Source organism: Pararhizobium sp. A13 (genome assembly GCF_040126305.1).
Lineage (GTDB): Bacteria > Pseudomonadota > Alphaproteobacteria > Rhizobiales > Rhizobiaceae > Pararhizobium.
On sequence record NZ_CP149510.1, the window covers coordinates 1,226,591 to 1,241,570 of the forward strand.

Annotated in this window: 13 protein-coding genes; 7 read left to right on the plus strand and 6 right to left on the minus strand. The window is 62.4% G+C overall.

Translation table 11 applies throughout. From position 1 onward, the window contains the following. The first annotated feature begins 107 nt into the window (after positions 1-107). The 3 genes from WI754_RS05850 (at position 108) to rpsA (ending at position 3,513) form a co-directional block, all read left to right on the plus strand. Positions 108-959 (plus strand): hypothetical protein, encoded by an 852-nt coding sequence (locus tag WI754_RS05850; RefSeq protein WP_349436753.1) that lies wholly within the window; start codon positions 108-110, stop codon positions 957-959. After that, positions 956-1,588, plus strand: coding sequence for a (d)CMP kinase (gene cmk / locus WI754_RS05855; RefSeq protein ID WP_349436754.1), 633 nt, complete (start codon positions 956-958; stop codon positions 1,586-1,588). Before WI754_RS05850 ends, cmk begins: the two co-directional genes overlap by 4 nt. A 221-nt stretch (positions 1,589-1,809) precedes the next feature. Further along, positions 1,810-3,513 (plus strand): 30S ribosomal protein S1, encoded by a 1,704-nt coding sequence (rpsA, locus tag WI754_RS05860; RefSeq protein ID WP_018323670.1) that lies wholly within the window; start codon positions 1,810-1,812, stop codon positions 3,511-3,513. Positions 3,514-3,595: 82 nt separating this feature from the next. Here the strand turns inward: rpsA and WI754_RS05865 are convergent, their stop codons facing one another. Next, positions 3,596-5,500, minus strand: a complete 1,905-nt coding sequence (locus WI754_RS05865; protein ID WP_349436755.1) for a hypothetical protein — start codon at positions 5,498-5,500, stop codon at positions 3,596-3,598. A 372-nt stretch (positions 5,501-5,872) separates the two neighbouring features. Here WI754_RS05865 and WI754_RS05870 point away from each other — a divergent pair, with 372 nt between their 5' ends. Both WI754_RS05870 and WI754_RS05875 read left to right on the plus strand, forming a co-directional pair. Beyond that, positions 5,873-7,255: a nicotinate phosphoribosyltransferase gene (locus tag WI754_RS05870; protein ID WP_349436756.1), complete on the plus strand. Its 1,383-nt coding sequence runs from the start codon at positions 5,873-5,875 to the stop codon at positions 7,253-7,255. A 103-nt stretch (positions 7,256-7,358) separates the two neighbouring features. Next, on the plus strand, positions 7,359-7,691 hold the full coding sequence (locus tag WI754_RS05875) for a DUF6665 family protein (RefSeq protein WP_349436757.1): 333 nt from the start codon (positions 7,359-7,361) through the stop codon (positions 7,689-7,691). On the opposite strand, the gene WI754_RS05880 is transcribed toward WI754_RS05875, so the two are convergent. Next, complete coding sequence (locus WI754_RS05880; RefSeq protein ID WP_349436758.1) at positions 7,692-8,996, minus strand: hypothetical protein; 1,305 nt, start codon at positions 8,994-8,996, stop codon at positions 7,692-7,694. A 97-nt stretch (positions 8,997-9,093) separates the two neighbouring features. Beyond that, positions 9,094-9,720 (minus strand): ribonuclease D, encoded by a 627-nt coding sequence (locus WI754_RS05885; protein WP_349436759.1) that lies wholly within the window; start codon positions 9,718-9,720, stop codon positions 9,094-9,096. Between the two features lie 137 nt (positions 9,721-9,857). Here WI754_RS05885 and WI754_RS05890 point away from each other — a divergent pair, with 137 nt between their 5' ends. After that, positions 9,858-10,169, plus strand: a complete 312-nt coding sequence (locus WI754_RS05890) for a hypothetical protein (RefSeq protein ID WP_349436761.1) — start codon at positions 9,858-9,860, stop codon at positions 10,167-10,169. A gap of 93 nt (positions 10,170-10,262) precedes the next feature. After that, the gene (locus WI754_RS05895; protein ID WP_349436763.1) at positions 10,263-11,294 is read left to right on the plus strand and encodes a hydroxyacid dehydrogenase; all 1,032 of its coding nucleotides are present in this window, start codon (positions 10,263-10,265) and stop codon (positions 11,292-11,294) included. Positions 11,295-11,631: 337 nt separating this feature from the next. Here the strand turns inward: WI754_RS05895 and WI754_RS05900 are convergent, their stop codons facing one another. From WI754_RS05900 to scpA, 3 genes are all read right to left on the minus strand, one after another. Then, a complete protein-coding gene (locus tag WI754_RS05900) occupies positions 11,632-11,844 on the minus strand; it encodes a hypothetical protein (protein ID WP_349436764.1) in 213 nt (70 codons plus the stop codon). Positions 11,845-11,988: 144 nt separating this feature from the next. Continuing rightward, on the minus strand, positions 11,989-12,174 hold the full coding sequence (locus WI754_RS05905; protein ID WP_349436765.1) for a hypothetical protein: 186 nt from the start codon (positions 12,172-12,174) through the stop codon (positions 11,989-11,991). Positions 12,175-12,341: 167 nt separating this feature from the next. Continuing rightward, on the minus strand, positions 12,342-14,483 hold the full coding sequence (scpA, locus tag WI754_RS05910; protein ID WP_349436766.1) for a methylmalonyl-CoA mutase: 2,142 nt from the start codon (positions 14,481-14,483) through the stop codon (positions 12,342-12,344). Between the last annotated feature and the right edge of the window lie 497 nt (positions 14,484-14,980).

Sequence of the window (14,980 nt, forward strand, 5' to 3'; positions counted from 1 at the left end):
GACGACACCGGCATTGCAAGGACACGTATGATCATCGCCAACGACAGGCCCGCAGCTGCGTTTCCAAATGCCGGTCAAACGATTGGCGTGAAGGGCGCCTTCTCGGCGTGATCGCGGACGCCGCAGGCGAAAAAACGGCCGGCACGTGGAGTTGGACGTCCGTTCGCCGTGCTTTCCTTCTTATGGTTCTGACATTGCTGACCCAGATCGGCGGGGTCGCGTTCCTTGCGGGCATCTGGATCTCCTGCATTGCGAAAATCTCGGGGCGTTTCACAAAGCTGGCGGTGTTTCTCGGTCTCTATGCGGCTGCGACCGTTGCTGCGCACCAAGTCGCTCCCCTGTTCGGACGGGTTCCCCTGCCATGTTTCAGCGGGAACACACCGCTAAAGCTCCAATCTCCTCTCTACTGCGTTCTCAACCGAAATTACGTGACCGGTGACGTGCTGCGCGTCGCCGATGCCCTGTCCCGATATATGGCGGGGGCATTTCCTGCGACCGTCACGCTGGCGCTCGATGCCAATTTTCCGTTTCTGGACGGCTTCCCGCTTCTTCCGCACCTTTCGCACAACGACGGACGGAAGCTGGACATAGCGTTCTATTATCGAGGAAAAGCCGGTGATGCGATGAACGGGCGAACGCGGTCGCCGATCGGCTATTTCGCTTTCGAACAGGCCAGTGCCGGCGCCCCGCTTCCCTGCGACGGGCGCAATGATCTATTGACCTTCCGCTGGAACCTCGGATTCCTTCAACCTCTTTTTGCTGATTGGCATCTGGACGAAGAGCGGACTAAGGCAGCGGTCCAGTGGCTGTCCTCCGATGGCCGAAGAATGGGCGTCGAGAAGATATTCATCGAGCAGCATCTTGCACAAAGGCTCGCGGTGGAGAACGGTATTGTACGATTCCAGGGCTGCAGAGCGGCCCGCCACGACGATCACATCCACTTCCAGGTAGCAGAATGACATTCATCATTGCCATCGACGGTCCCGCGGCTGCGGGCAAGGGAACTCTGTCGCGCCGGATTGCAGAGGACTATGGCTTTCACCATCTCGATACCGGGCTGACCTATCGCGCCACTGCCAAGGCCCTGCTCGATGCGGGCCTGCCGCTCGACGACGAGCTGCTGGCCGAGGAGATGGCGCGCGAGGTCGAGCTTGCCGGGCTTGATCGTGCCGTCCTTTCGGTCCATTCCATCGGCGAGGCGGCGTCGAAGATCGCGGTGATGCCGCTCGTCCGCCAGGCACTGGTCGAGGCGCAGCGTGCGTTTTCGAAGCGTGAGCCGGGCGCGGTGCTCGACGGCCGCGACATCGGCACGGTTGTCTGCCCCGATGCGCCGGTGAAACTCTATGTCACGGCGTCCCCTGAAGTCAGGGCGCGCCGCCGCTTCGACGAGATCGTGGCAAACGGCATTCCGGCCGATTATCTGGAGATCCTGGCCGACATCGTCAAGCGTGACGAACGCGACATGGGCCGCGCCGACAGCCCGCTTCGCCCGGCCGACGACGCGCACTTGCTTGATACGTCCGAAATGAGTATAGAGGCCGCATTCTTGGCGGCGAAGAGCATCATCGATGCCGCATTGAAGCACTAAGCAGGTTCGGAAAAGTGCATCACGGTTTTCCGATCAAAACCTGCGACGGAATATAAAGCTCAGCAAATGACGCGTTGGCTTGCCAACGCAAATTTGCTTAGTCCGAGACACCATCCCCGCGCCGGATTTGCTCCCCATCTGAATGGGAGCGGATGGATTTCGGACAGGTTCAACACCAACCCCCGGCGCCTGTGCCCCATGAAGGCACATCAGGAGTATTCATGTCTCAAGCTAACCCCACCCGCGACGATTTCGCCGCCCTGCTGCAGGAATCCTTTGCCACGCAGGATCTTGCCGAAGGCTACGTCACCAAGGGTATTGTTACGGCCATCGAGAAGGACGTCGCGATCGTCGACGTCGGTCTGAAGGTCGAAGGCCGCATCGCTCTCAAGGAATTCGGCGCCAAGGCCAAGGACGGCACGCTGAAGGTCGGCGATGAAGTCGAAGTCTATGTCGAGCGCATCGAAAACGCGCTGGGCGAAGCTGTTCTGTCGCGCGAGAAGGCTCGCCGCGAAGAGAGCTGGGTCCGCCTCGAAGTCAAGTTCGAAGCCGGCGAACGCGTCGAAGGCGTCATCTTCAACCAGGTCAAGGGTGGTTTCACCGTCGATCTCGATGGTGCCGTTGCCTTCCTGCCGCGCTCCCAGGTCGACATCCGTCCGATCCGCGACGTCACGCCGCTGATGCACAACCCGCAGCCCTTCGAAATCCTCAAGATGGACAAGCGCCGTGGCAACATCGTCGTGTCGCGCCGCACGGTTCTTGAAGAGTCGCGTGCTGAACAGCGTTCGGAAATCGTCCAGAACCTCGAAGAAGGCCAGGTTGTTGACGGCGTCGTCAAGAACATCACCGATTACGGTGCGTTCGTTGACCTCGGCGGCATCGACGGCCTGCTGCACGTCACCGACATGGCATGGCGCCGCGTCAACCATCCGTCGGAAATCCTGAACATCGGCCAGCAGGTCAAGGTTCAGATCATCCGCATCAACCAGGAAACCCACCGCATCTCGCTCGGCATGAAGCAGCTCGAGTCGGATCCGTGGGATGGCATCGGTGCCAAGTACCCGGTCGGCAAGAAGATCTCCGGTACCGTCACCAACATCACCGACTACGGTGCATTCGTAGAGCTGGAACCGGGCATCGAAGGCCTGATCCACATCTCCGAAATGTCCTGGACCAAGAAGAACGTACATCCCGGCAAAATCCTGTCCACGACGCAGGAAGTCGACGTTGTCGTTCTCGAAGTCGACCCGACCAAGCGCCGCATCTCGCTCGGCCTCAAGCAGACGCTCGAGAACCCGTGGCAAGCCTTCGCGCACAGCCATCCGGCTGGCACGGAAGTTGAAGGCGAAGTCAAGAACAAGACCGAATTCGGCCTGTTCATCGGTCTCGACGGTGATGTCGACGGCATGGTGCATCTGTCCGATCTCGACTGGAACCGTCCGGGCGAGCAGGTCATCGAGGAATACAACAAGGGCGACGTCGTCAAGGCTGTCGTTCTCGATGTGGACGTCGAAAAGGAGCGCATCTCGCTCGGCATCAAGCAGCTCGGCAAGGATGCGGTCGGCGACGCCGCTGCTTCCGGCGATCTGCGCAAGAACGCTGTCGTCTCGTGCGAAGTCATCGCCATCAACGATGGTGGCATCGAAGTGAAGCTCGTCAACCACGAAGACCTCACCTCGTTCATCCGCCGTGCCGATCTGTCGCGTGACCGCGACGAGCAGCGTCCGGAGCGTTTCTCCGTTGGTCAGGTTGTTGACGCTCGCGTCACCAACTTCTCCAAGAAGGACCGCAAGGTCATGCTGTCGATCAAGGCGCTTGAAATCGCTGAAGAGAAGGAAGCCGTCGCACAGTTCGGTTCGTCCGACTCGGGCGCTTCGCTCGGCGACATCCTCGGCGCGGCTCTGAAGAACCGCTCGGGCGAATAAGCCTTAGGCCTTATGAATAAAGAAGCCCGCGGAAAGCGATTTCCGCGGGCTTTTTCGTATCCGGATCTACCGGCAGCTTCCGCTAGCCGAGCCCGCCCATGCGCTGGTAGAGATCGTAGGCATCCGCCGCGGTTTCCGTCTCGTCCTCGTCGCCTACGGCGTCGGGTTCTGCGGCATGATGCTCGTTTTCGTGCCCCTGGGCATCGTTTTTTCCGCGCTCGTCGCGCTGCTCGTCATCGGCAAAAGACGCCTGCTCCTCGTCCCTCGTCTTTTTGCTCTGCCCATCCTCGGTTTTTGCCGGCAGATAGGGGATCATCGCGAAGGGGATGGCATCTCTTGCTAGGCCGCTTTCCGGCTGCCGCGGTATCTGGGCTTCGCGCCCGCTTTCCTCGACGACGGAGGGATGGGGAAATGCCGGCCGGCTCGCCGCCTTCTCCTCCGGCACATTGAGCAGCGCGCTCCAGGTGTCGGCTTCAAGTCCAAGCGGTTCCGTCCGCTCGGCTAGGTCACCGGTGAGCAGGGCCGTATCCGGCGGCATCACGGCATCGTCCGCCGTCTGAAGCTGTGCGAACAACGCTTCGGCACCCATATCGGCCGTCTCGCCTGCCAGCGTGGCAAAAAGCGTTTCCGGTGCTGGGTCTGCTGATCCTTCGGGCAGCGGCATGGCTTCGACCAGTGTTTTCAGCGTCTCGACCAGCGTCTTTTCGGATTGCGATGTTTCGGATTCGAATGCTGCGGATTGACTCTCGACTGCAGGCGCAAAGGATCGTGGCTCCAGTTCTGCGTGCAGCTCCCATTCGCCGAGATCGTGGCCTTTGAAACCCTCGACCTCGTCGCGATGCTGCTGCATGTCGGCGGACCGGATGGTGTCCGCCCGAACGTCCAGCTCGGCAGCGGTGCTATTCTTCAGGGGCGCCGCGTTCGTACCCTCAGTCGTCTGCGGCGTAGCCTGCTGCTTGTCTCCGGTCGCCGACGCGTTGGTGGTCCACTGTCCCGTCTGGATCGGCTGCTCCGGTGTCTCGATCGAGCCGGTTTGCTCCAAGATATCGAGCCTCAGTTCCTGCTCCAGATCGATCTTTATCTGGCTATCGATGTCGCCGATGGCGATGGCCGCCACCAGCGACAGCGCCTGCGAATCGGCGGCGAGAAAGGCGGCAGCTGCCCGCAGCAAAGGGATCGTCTCGGAGTTCGCCCTGGCTGGCTGTTGCGGCTGAGCGCCTGCGGCAGCTGTGTCGTTGCCGCGCGGTGTTTGAGCCCTCACCGGCTGTTCGCCCCGGCTGTTCTCCGGGAGGATGCTTGGCTCGCTTTCGCTTTCTTTCGCAGCAGCAGCCGGCACCACGATCTCGTCTTCGTCGCCAAAGGCCTTCTTCAGGGCGGCCTGCAGCAGGCCTGGATCGGTCACCGTCGCCGGTGCCGCAAGCAGCGGCTGCGCCATCGACAGCGGCACCGGGCGGCCCGGCACGCTCCCTTGTGCTTGGGACACGGCGAGCGCCGCAGCCGGTTTTCCATCGGACTGGCTGATCACCGGCCGCGCAACCGCAGTTGGCGTAAAAAATTTCTCCGGCAGACGTGGCGCGTCTATGACCGACGGACCCTTCAGCGCCTCCGCGAGAATCCGGAGTGAGACTGCGAGATCACGCTGTCCGAGCTGCTTTTCCAGGGCGAGCCGCGCCGCCGGCGGCAACGTTTCCAGGAAGACCGCAAGCCGCTTGGTAAAATCACGCAGGGTTTCTTGCGGCAGCGGCGGAAATTTGAGGGTTCTTGCCAGAGTGTCCAACAGCCGGATCAGTGCTTCCTTCGGCAGCGGTTCGCTGCCGATGAGGTGGCGGTTCAGCGTCTCCAGGATCTTGAGCACCGCCTCCGACTGGTTTCCGGAGATTCGCAGCGGTACGCCCAGCGGCTGCACCTTTGGGGCCGTGGTTTCCACCACGGCTGCCGCCTGCGCGGTGACTGCCGATGTCTTGACTGTGAGAATGGGCGTCAGCATCGCAATCTCCGTCAGGTTCGGGTTGAGGGCAGAAGGACCGTGTCTATTTGCTGCGCGCCGGCCATCGAGCCGGATGAGATCAAGCGGATGTCGAAGGAAAAGGGCGCTTCATGCGCATGCCCGACGGCTCGTTCACGGCCTGACCAGACTGCGGCGGCTGCTGCGGAACCACGAATGGCCGAGCATTTTATAGATAGATGTTAGCCGAGAATGGTTGACAGAATATTAACCATACTGCGCGGCGCGAGGAGAATTCAGCCGGACCGCGCGGCGGCCTTTGCGCTTGCCGCCTTTTGCCCGGTCGCGTACATCTTTGCCGCTGCCCGCGGTTGATCGCGCGGCGGACTTGGAATTGCTTTCGGGGGGAATGCGATGAATCCGGCCAACCTGATCCTCAACACCGATAGCTACAAGTTCAGCCATTTCCTGCAATACCCGCCCGGCACAAGCGCCATCTCCGCCTACATCGAAACGCGCGGCCATCAGGATCAGGCCGATGTCTTGTTCTTCGGCCTGCAGATGTTTTTGAAGGAATATCTCGGCAAACCGGTGAACCGCGCCGATATCGACGAAGCCGAGGCGATCGTCACGGCGCACGGCCTGCCATTCCATCGCGCCGGCTGGATGCGTATCGTCGATCAGTTCGGCGGTTATCTGCCGCTGGAGATCCGGGCCCTGCCGGAAGGAACGCTCATTCGCCGCGGCGTGCCGATGGTGCAGGTGGTCAATACCGATCCGCAATGTTTCTGGCTGACCTCCTATATCGAGACCTCGCTGCTGCGCGCCGTCTGGTACCCGTCTTCCGTCGCCAGCAATGCCCGCAAGGTCAAGCAGATCATCCGGCCGATGCTCGAAAAGACCTGCGACGATCCGGAAGCCGTGCTGCCCTTCCGCCTGCATGATTTTGGCGCCCGTGGCGTCGGCGCCTTCGAGCAGGCGGGCATCGGCGGGGCCGCCCATCTTGTCAACTTCATGGGGACCGATACCGTGACCGGCGTGCTCTATGCCCGGCGGTATTACGGCGCCGAGATGGCCGGTTTCTCGATCCCAGCCTCCGAACATTCGACGATGACCGCCTGGGGCGTCGAGCGTGAGGCGGAAGCCTATTCCAACATGATCGACCGCTTCGCCGGTGGCGGCATGTTCGCGGTTGTCTCCGACAGTTACGATATCAATTACGCGGTCTCGGAAATCTGGGGCGAGCAACTGCGGGAGAAGGTGAGGGCCTGCGGCGGCACGCTGGTCATCCGCCCCGACAGCGGTGATCCCATCGAAACGCCCGTCCATGTCGTCAAGCAGCTGGATTATCATTTCGGTTCGACGCTGAACGCCAAGGGCTACAAGGTCCTCGACAAGTCCGTGCGCGTCATCCAGGGCGACGGCATTTCCAACGCCGATATCAGCCAGGTCCTCGGCCGGCTGGAGGCTTTCGGTTTTTCCGCGGAAAATATCGCTTTCGGCATGGGTGGCGGCCTGTTGCAGAAGGTCAATCGGGACACTTATTCCTTCGCCATGAAGACCAACGCGCGGCTGGATGAATCCGGCAGATGGCACGATGTCTTCAAGCGCCCCGCGACCATGAACGTCAAGGCCTCCAAGGCCGGCCGCCAAGCGGTCGTTAGCGGCCTCGGCGGGCTGGAAGCGGCGCGCCTCGACGAACTCAAGGACCGGCGCAACCATCTGGAACCGGTCTGGAGGAATGGCGAGCTTCTGCGGGACTGGAGCTTTGAGGAAATTCGCGAACGCGCCAAATAGAGGCTTGCAGCGTAGCCGATCCCGTCCCATTTTTGCTCCGATCACTGCTGCAGCGACCTTTGCGCGTCTGAACAGACGCGCGGCGCTGTATTGGAGCCAGCGCATGACAGTCCGTCCGCCCCAATCCCTGTCGCCGTCCTTCACGAGAGATTCCGGCTTCAATCTCCTGGAATACGAGCTGATGTCCGAGCGAGCTGATGCGCTTGGGCGCCACGGCTTGAAGGTGGAAAAGGCGATCGCGGCCCTCGGCGTGCTTAACGATGCGGCAACGACGCCGGACAGGCGGGAGCAGTTGCTGAACGACGCCGCCGATGCCGTCTGGGCGTTCTTCATCCAGCGGGAGATCTGCGGCCTGCGCTCGAACCGCGACGCGGTCCAGCGCTACGGTATCCCGAAGGAAGTCATGGCGCGGCTCGGGATCATTCGCAAGGCCTGATCAGGCGGCCTCCTCCTTCGCCAGCAGCTCGTAAATACCGTCCTCATCGACCGTGACCGCAAGAATGTCCTGCTGGGCATCCTCTTCGCGCGGTTCTTCGCTGGCCTGGCCGGCGCGGGCGAGCATGATCGCCTGCTCCTCGTCGCTCGGGGCGTCGCGTACATCTTCGGCTATGTCCGCGCTGTCCTGCGACGCCGATGTTTCCTTGGATTGATCGCTCTCGATCGACGCCTGCGTTTCGGCGATCTCGGCACCGGCGGCCAGGACCTGGATGGTCTGGATCGCAATCGCGTCGGCGCTTTGTCCGCTTTCATCGACGCCCGGCTGCTTGCCGGTTTCACCCTTGAGGACAGCCTCGTTGCCCTTTCGGAGGGCCTCGTGCAGGTCTTCCACGTCCTCGAGCTTCTCGCCGGCCTCAAGCGCGCGAATGGACTCTTCACGCTCCTTGCGGGTCTCAGCGTCCTCGACCTTGGTCGGGTCCTTCTCCAGCCGGTCTTCCTTCAGTTCCTCGATTGTCTTCGGATCGGCGGCCTCTTCGAGACGCTGCAGCACCTTGCTGACATCGGCGGTGAGGAATTTTTCCTCGGTCGCCTTGTCGTCGAGAGCGGTCTTTATCTTTTGGGCCGCGGTGCCATAGGGGTGCTTGATCGCCTCGATCATTTCCTGCGCAGTGATGCCCAGATCCCGAAGGCCGCTCTTGGCTTCCACCTCGGCAACGCTGGAGGGCAGACCGGCGCGGGCACTGGTCAACGCCGCCCGCATGCGAAGCGTGTAGTCTTCGGCCGTTTCACCGTCTGCCTGCTCGAGGTCGTTGCGCGTAACGAACCGCGCCAGCAGCCCGGTCGTCCCCGTTGGGTTCTCGTCGGTACCATTGACGGCCGCCGTCAAGTCCTCCACCGACACGCTGAAGGTCGCAAGGCCGACGACTGTCGGTTCCCCGTCCGCATCCTTCTTGGCGACCAGTTCCGTCATCGCCAATGCGTCTTCCAGACGGCTGCCGAAGTCCATGTCGGATTCGTCGGTGATCTGGGTTACGCCCATGACAGCCGAGAAGCGCGCCGCCAGCGTCGCCATCGGGTTTTCGTCGCGCTTCAGCGCGCCGAAGAAATGCTCGTTGATCCTGGCATTGGCTGCCTGCGAGACCTCGTCGGATTTGATCCGGGCCTTCAGGACCTTGTCGTCGTCCTTCTCGCCCTTCGCCTTTTCCTCTTCCTCCAGACGGCGCTTCTCGATGTCATCGACGATCGATTGCACCATCGAGGTGACGAGGGTGGTGGAGGCCTGTTGGCTGGGGGGCAGCATCATCGGTGTCGGTCCATGATCGTCGCGGATGTGCCCCGACAATAGGGGCGCAACCGTTAACCCGGCCTTAACCGCGATTACAAGGTCTCGAGGCGTTCGCTCAGCTATGGGCGAAAATGTCTGTCTCTTCCCAACCGATCAGGTCAAGCTTGGCGCGGGTCGGCAGGAAGGCGAAGCAGGCGTCGGCGTGCTCCATCCGGCCGTCGCGGATCAGCCGCGCTGTCAGCTTGTCGCGCAGCGCATGCAGGTGCAGCACGTCGGAGGCCGCATATTCCAGCTGCGCTGGCGACAGCGTTTCGGCCGCCCAGTCGGAGGATTGCTGCTGCTTGGAAATATCGACGTCGAGCAGTTCCTTGAGATTGTCCTTCAGGCCGTGGCGATCGGTATAGGTCCGCGTCAGCCGGGAGGCGATCTTGGTGCAGAACACCGGCGTCGTCGTGACGCCAAAGGTGTGGAACAGCACCGCGATGTCGAAGCGGCCGAAATGGAAGATCTTCTGGCGGATCGGATCTTCGAGCATGGCGACGAGGTTCGGCGCTTGCCTCTGGCCCTTGGCGATCTGGATCACGTCGGCCGTGCCGTCGCCCGGCGAAAGCTGGACGACGCAGAGCCGGTCGCGGCGCGGAATGAGCCCGAGCGTCTCGGTGTCGATGGCGATCGCGCCCTTGTAGCGAGCGGCGTCTTCCGCGGAGATGTCGCCTTCGTGAAACCGTATTGTATTTGCCATGGAAATCCCCACATCAGCCGGGTGTCGCGCTTCGTTCAAGTCGTTGGGCTATAGCGCAACTTCGCTGCAAACGATACCGTCTCCTTGCGTGCGACCGCCCCAAACGGCGGGTTGCCGCACCGACATGTAGGAAGCATATGAGCGCGCTTCAGACCTTCGCCCTGACCCTGTTGCTGGCTGCTTCATCGATATCGTTCGGTGCATCGGCCTTCGCGGATCCGTTCTGGCAGCCGGTGCAGGCCTATACCGATCTCCCGGGCGTCAAGTCACCTGAGGCCGTGGAGCAGGAAAACGCGGTCAGATGCCAGCAGGTGCGCATACGGCGCAACCCGGGCCTCAACTCAGGCTATGCGACCGCCAATTTCTGCCGCCGCGGCAATGGGCCGGTCTTCCAGTCCGGCCGGCTGCCGCCATCGATCATACGGCAGTTGCGTGGCTTCAATTACTGACCGCGCGGCTGCTTGCAAATCGCCGGGGCATCAATACAACTTGCCGCATCGAGGCGTGCCGGTTTTTCCGATGCCGGCCTGGGAGACGACATCATGCCTGAAACGCACCGCCCCCTGGTCATCTGCGCGCCGGAGCCGCGCACGCTCGACCTGATCTTCACGCCGCAGGCTCTGGCACAGCTCAAGGCGAAATACCGGATCGTCGAGGCCGATCCGGAGAACATCGCCGGGTTGGGTGACGATATTCTCGGTGAAGCCCGCTATGTCATCGGCCAGCCGCCGCTCAGCGCCGAAACACTTGCACGCCTGTCTGGACTGCGCTGCATCCTCAATGTCGAAAGCAACCTGATCAACAACATGCCTTATGAGGTGCTGTTCGCCCGCGGCATTCATGTGGTGACGACCGGCCAGGTCTTTGCCGAGCCGGTTGCGGAACTCGGGCTTGCCATGGCGCTGAACATCGCCCGCGGCATCGTCAATGCGGATGTCGATTTCCGCGAGGGCCGGGAGCTCTGGGGCGGCGAGGGCAACGCCAAGGCGCGGCTTCTCTCCGGCGCCGATGTCGGTATCCTCGGTTTCGGCGATCTCGGCAAGGCGCTGAACCGGGTCCTTACCGGCTTCCGCACCAAGACGCGCGTCTACGATCCGTGGATGCCGGCTTCGATCCTGATCGATCACGGCGTCAAGCCGTCGAGCCTCGAGGAAGTGCTGACGGAGAGCGACTTCATCTTCGTCGTTGCGGCGGTCACCAGCGAGAACCAGCATTTCCTCGGTGCCGACGCCTTTGCCAGCATGCGGGCCGGCGCCGCCTTCATCCTGCTCAGCCGTGCCAATGTGGTGGATTTCGATGCGCTGATGGCGGCGGTCGCAAGCGGCCACATCGTTGCGGCAAGCGATGTTTTTCCGGAGGAGCCTCTACCGCTCGACCATCCCGTTCGAAACCTCAAGGGTTTCCTGCGCTCCCCCCATCGGGCCGGCGCGCTCGACAGTGCCTTCAAGAAGATGGGCGATATGGTGCTCGAGGACATGGACCTGATGGACCGCAACCTGCCGCCGATGCGCTGCAAGCGGGCGGAGCGCGAGACGGTTTCGCGCATGCGCTCCAAGCCCGTCACCGTCAACTGATGTCCGCCGCCGGCGAAAGGTGCCGGTTATAGAATTCAACCTTACTCGTCAAAAACAGACAACGCCGGCCGTCCTGCCAGGGAAGAGTCTACCGCAGTTGGATAAGGCGGGGAAATTTGCGCCTCGAAAATGACGCCACAGTACACGACGGCATCTGGAATACCCCCTCTGTCACTTCGTGACATCTCCCCTCAAGGGGGGAGATCGGGAGCAAGAGGCCAGCCCTATGCCAATCTCCCCCCTTGAGGGGGAGATGCCCGGCAGGGCAGAGGGGGGGTGAGAAGGCCACTGTCGTCTACTGTGGCGTCATACTTGATGCGCGGCGCTGTAAGAGCCGTCAGACGCACTCGCCGGCGACGCGGCGCATCGCTTCGAGAATGGAGCCCTTGGTGGCGTGGCCGGTCTTGTAGAGGCCGAGTATCACGGTGGCGGCGTCGCGGCCATCGTCGCTGTCGAGCGTGGTGCGCGTTTCCTTGCACCATTCTTCGAGCGCGCCGCAGACGACTTCGATTTCGCTCTGGTTCAAGGCCATGTCCGACAGAAACGACATTGCTTCACCCCATCGTTCGAAACACACCCGGTTTGGATCGACAGTGTAGAGCCATTCGATGTGGTGGCAATTCCCAAATTTAAGGGGTCGCGGCCTGGCGATCGAACCAAGACCCGGAGTTGGAAAGCCGGACAGCCTTTCAGGTCATTCCGCGACGGCGGATGCCTCGAGCAGCGATGCGGCGATTGCCATCGCCAGGAGCTTGCCCTTGGCCCGAATTGCATTGCTGTCAAGGTCGCGTGCCGAAAGGGCGAGGTCCATGCCCTCGCGCATCAGAATTTGTTGTGCCCTGTAGACTGCCCAGTTTTCGACCTCGTCGCGCTTCCGCATTGCGCTTGCCCCCAAGCTAAATCATTTAGCGTTGCCGTCCAGCTCTCAATCCGGCCTGAACGCAGGCACATGAGGCGAATCATCCGAGCACGTGAACAGAATGCGACATTTCCGGTAATTCGAAAGCACAACTTTTGAGCGGTCATTAATTGGGGTGAGACGTCGCTTCAGGCGTTGCGCAGCCTGCCTTCCAGGAGGTCGAGCACGGCGCGGCCCGCCTCCATGACGTTGGTTCCCGGGCCGAAGACTGCGGCAACGCCGTGATCCATCAGGAACTGGTAATCCTGGCGCGGCACGACGCCGCCGCAGACCACGATGACATCGCCGCGGCCCTTGGTTCTCAGCGTTTCTACCAGTTGCGGAAGCAACGTTTTGTGGCCGGCGGCGAGCGACGAAACGCCGACGACGTGGACGTTTGCCGCAAGCGCCATGTCCGCGGCTTCCTCCGGCGTCTGGAACAGCGGGCCGGCGAGCACGTCGAAGCCGATATCGCCGAAGGCCGACGCGATGATCTTGGCGCCACGGTCATGGCCATCCTGGCCGAGCTTGGCGACCATGATCTTCGGCTTGCGCCCGATTGACTGGGAGACGGCGGAAAGCCGGGCCGCAAGCGTCGCCAGTTCCGGCTCGTCCTTGTAGGCATCACCGTAAATGTCGCTGACCACCTCCGGCACGGCGGAATGATCGCCGAAGACGGCCCGCATCGCGTCAGAGATTTCCCCGACGGTAGCGCGCGCGCGGGCAGCAGTCACGGCAGCCTCGAGGATATTGCCCTCGCCGCTGCGGGCGACGTCTGTCAGGGTCTTGAGCGCTGCCGTGACCTGCGCCGTATCGCGGCGACGCTTCGTTTCCTCGATGCGCTTCATCTGGGCGGCGCGCACGGCGGCATTGTCGATATCGAGGATGTCGTGATCATCCTCGGTTTCCAGCCGGTATTTGTTGACGCCGACGATAACCTCCTCGCCCTTGTCGACCGCGGCCTGGCGACGGGTCGCAGCCTGCTCGATCAGCCGCTTTGGCAGGCCGCCAGCCACCGCCTTGGTCATGCCGCCGAGCGCCTCGACCTCTTCCATCAGCGCCCACGCCTTTTCCGCCAGTTCCGCCGTCAGGCTTTCGACATAGTAGGAGCCGGCGAGCGGATCGACGACTTTCGTCACGCCGGTCTCGTGCTGGAGGATGAGCTGGGTGTTGCGGGCAATGCGAGACGAAAAATCCGTCGGCAGGGCGATCGCCTCGTCGAAGGAATTGGTGTGCAGCGACTGCGTACCGCCAAGCACGGCCGACATCGCCTCGAAGGCGGTGCGGATGATGTTGTTATAGGGGTCCTGCTCCTGCAAGGAGACGCCAGAGGTCTGGCAATGGGTTCTCAGCATGAGCGAGGACTGCTTCTTCGGCGAGAAGCCTTCCATGATGCGCGTCCACAGCAGGCGGGCGGCGCGCAGCTTGGCGGCCTCCATGAAGAAGTTCATGCCGATGGCGAAGAAGAAGGAGAGGCGGCCGGCGAAATCGTCGACGCTCAACCCCTTGGCGATGGCCGCACGGACATATTCGCGGCCGTCGGCCAGTGTGAAGGCGAGCTCCTGCACCAGCGTCGCGCCGGCTTCCTGCATGTGATAGCCGGAGATCGAGATCGAGTTGAACTTCGGCATTTCGCGCGCCGTGTGGTCGATGATGTCGGCGACGATCCGCATGGAGGGTTCGGGCGGATAGATATAGGTGTTGCGGACCATGAACTCCTTGAGGATGTCGTTCTGGATGGTGCCGGAAAGCTCGGCGCGCGGCACGCCCTGCTCCTCGCCGGCAACGATGAACGAGGCGAGGATCGGGATGACGGCGCCGTTCATGGTCATCGAGACGGAGATCTTTTCGAGCGGGATGCCGTCGAAGAGGATCTTCATGTCCTCGACCGAATCGATCGCCACGCCGGCCTTGCCGACATCGCCGACGACGCGTGGATGATCGCTGTCGTAGCCGCGATGGGTAGCAAGGTCGAAGGCGACGGAGACGCCCTGCTGGCCGCTGGCGAGCGCCTTGCGGTAGAAGGCATTCGAGGCCTCGGCGGTGGAGAAGCCGGCATATTGGCGGATGGTCCAGGGCCGGCCGGCATACATGGTGGCGCGCGGGCCGCGGGTAAACGGCGCAAAGCCGGGCAGCGAGCCGAGATGATCGGCGCCTTCGAGGTCGGCCTCGGTGTAGAGCGGCTTGACCGCGATGCCCTCGGGCGTCTGCCAGGTGAGTGTCTCGGGCGAGGATTTCACTTCGCGTTCGGCGAGGGTGGCCCAGTCGCTGAGGGTTTTCTTATCGGACATAGGAGTGCCTCCTTGCTTTGCTCGAACATCCACCCTCCCCTTGAGGGGGAGGGTTGGCGCGTAGTGCCGGGGTGGGGTGACTTTTCGCGCCAAACAAAGGGTCACCCCCACCCGCCGCTGTGCGGCGACCTCCCCCCTCAAGGGGGAGGTAAAAGTCTGCCGCAACGGCCTTCAGCCACGCACGCGAGTCTCGGCGTGGTTCTGCCTCGATGGAACTCGGACGGGGCGCTGAAAGCTGCCTCGAAAGAGTAGAATAGGTGACACCTTCCGGCGCCCCCTTCGGCGGTTTTTGCTCGCAAACTCGTTCCGCTACGGCCTTTCGGCCCTCTGTGCGATTGCACGCCCGCAGCAGCAGCATCGGCCCGCGGAGGGGAACCCTCTCGCGAACCCCGGCCTCGAGGACTTCCGTCCTTTCCTCGAAGCCGGCGCCGGCCCCGCTCGCTGCCACGGCCGGCAGTGTATCCGACGGTGGGACGCATCCAATGTGCCATCGCCGG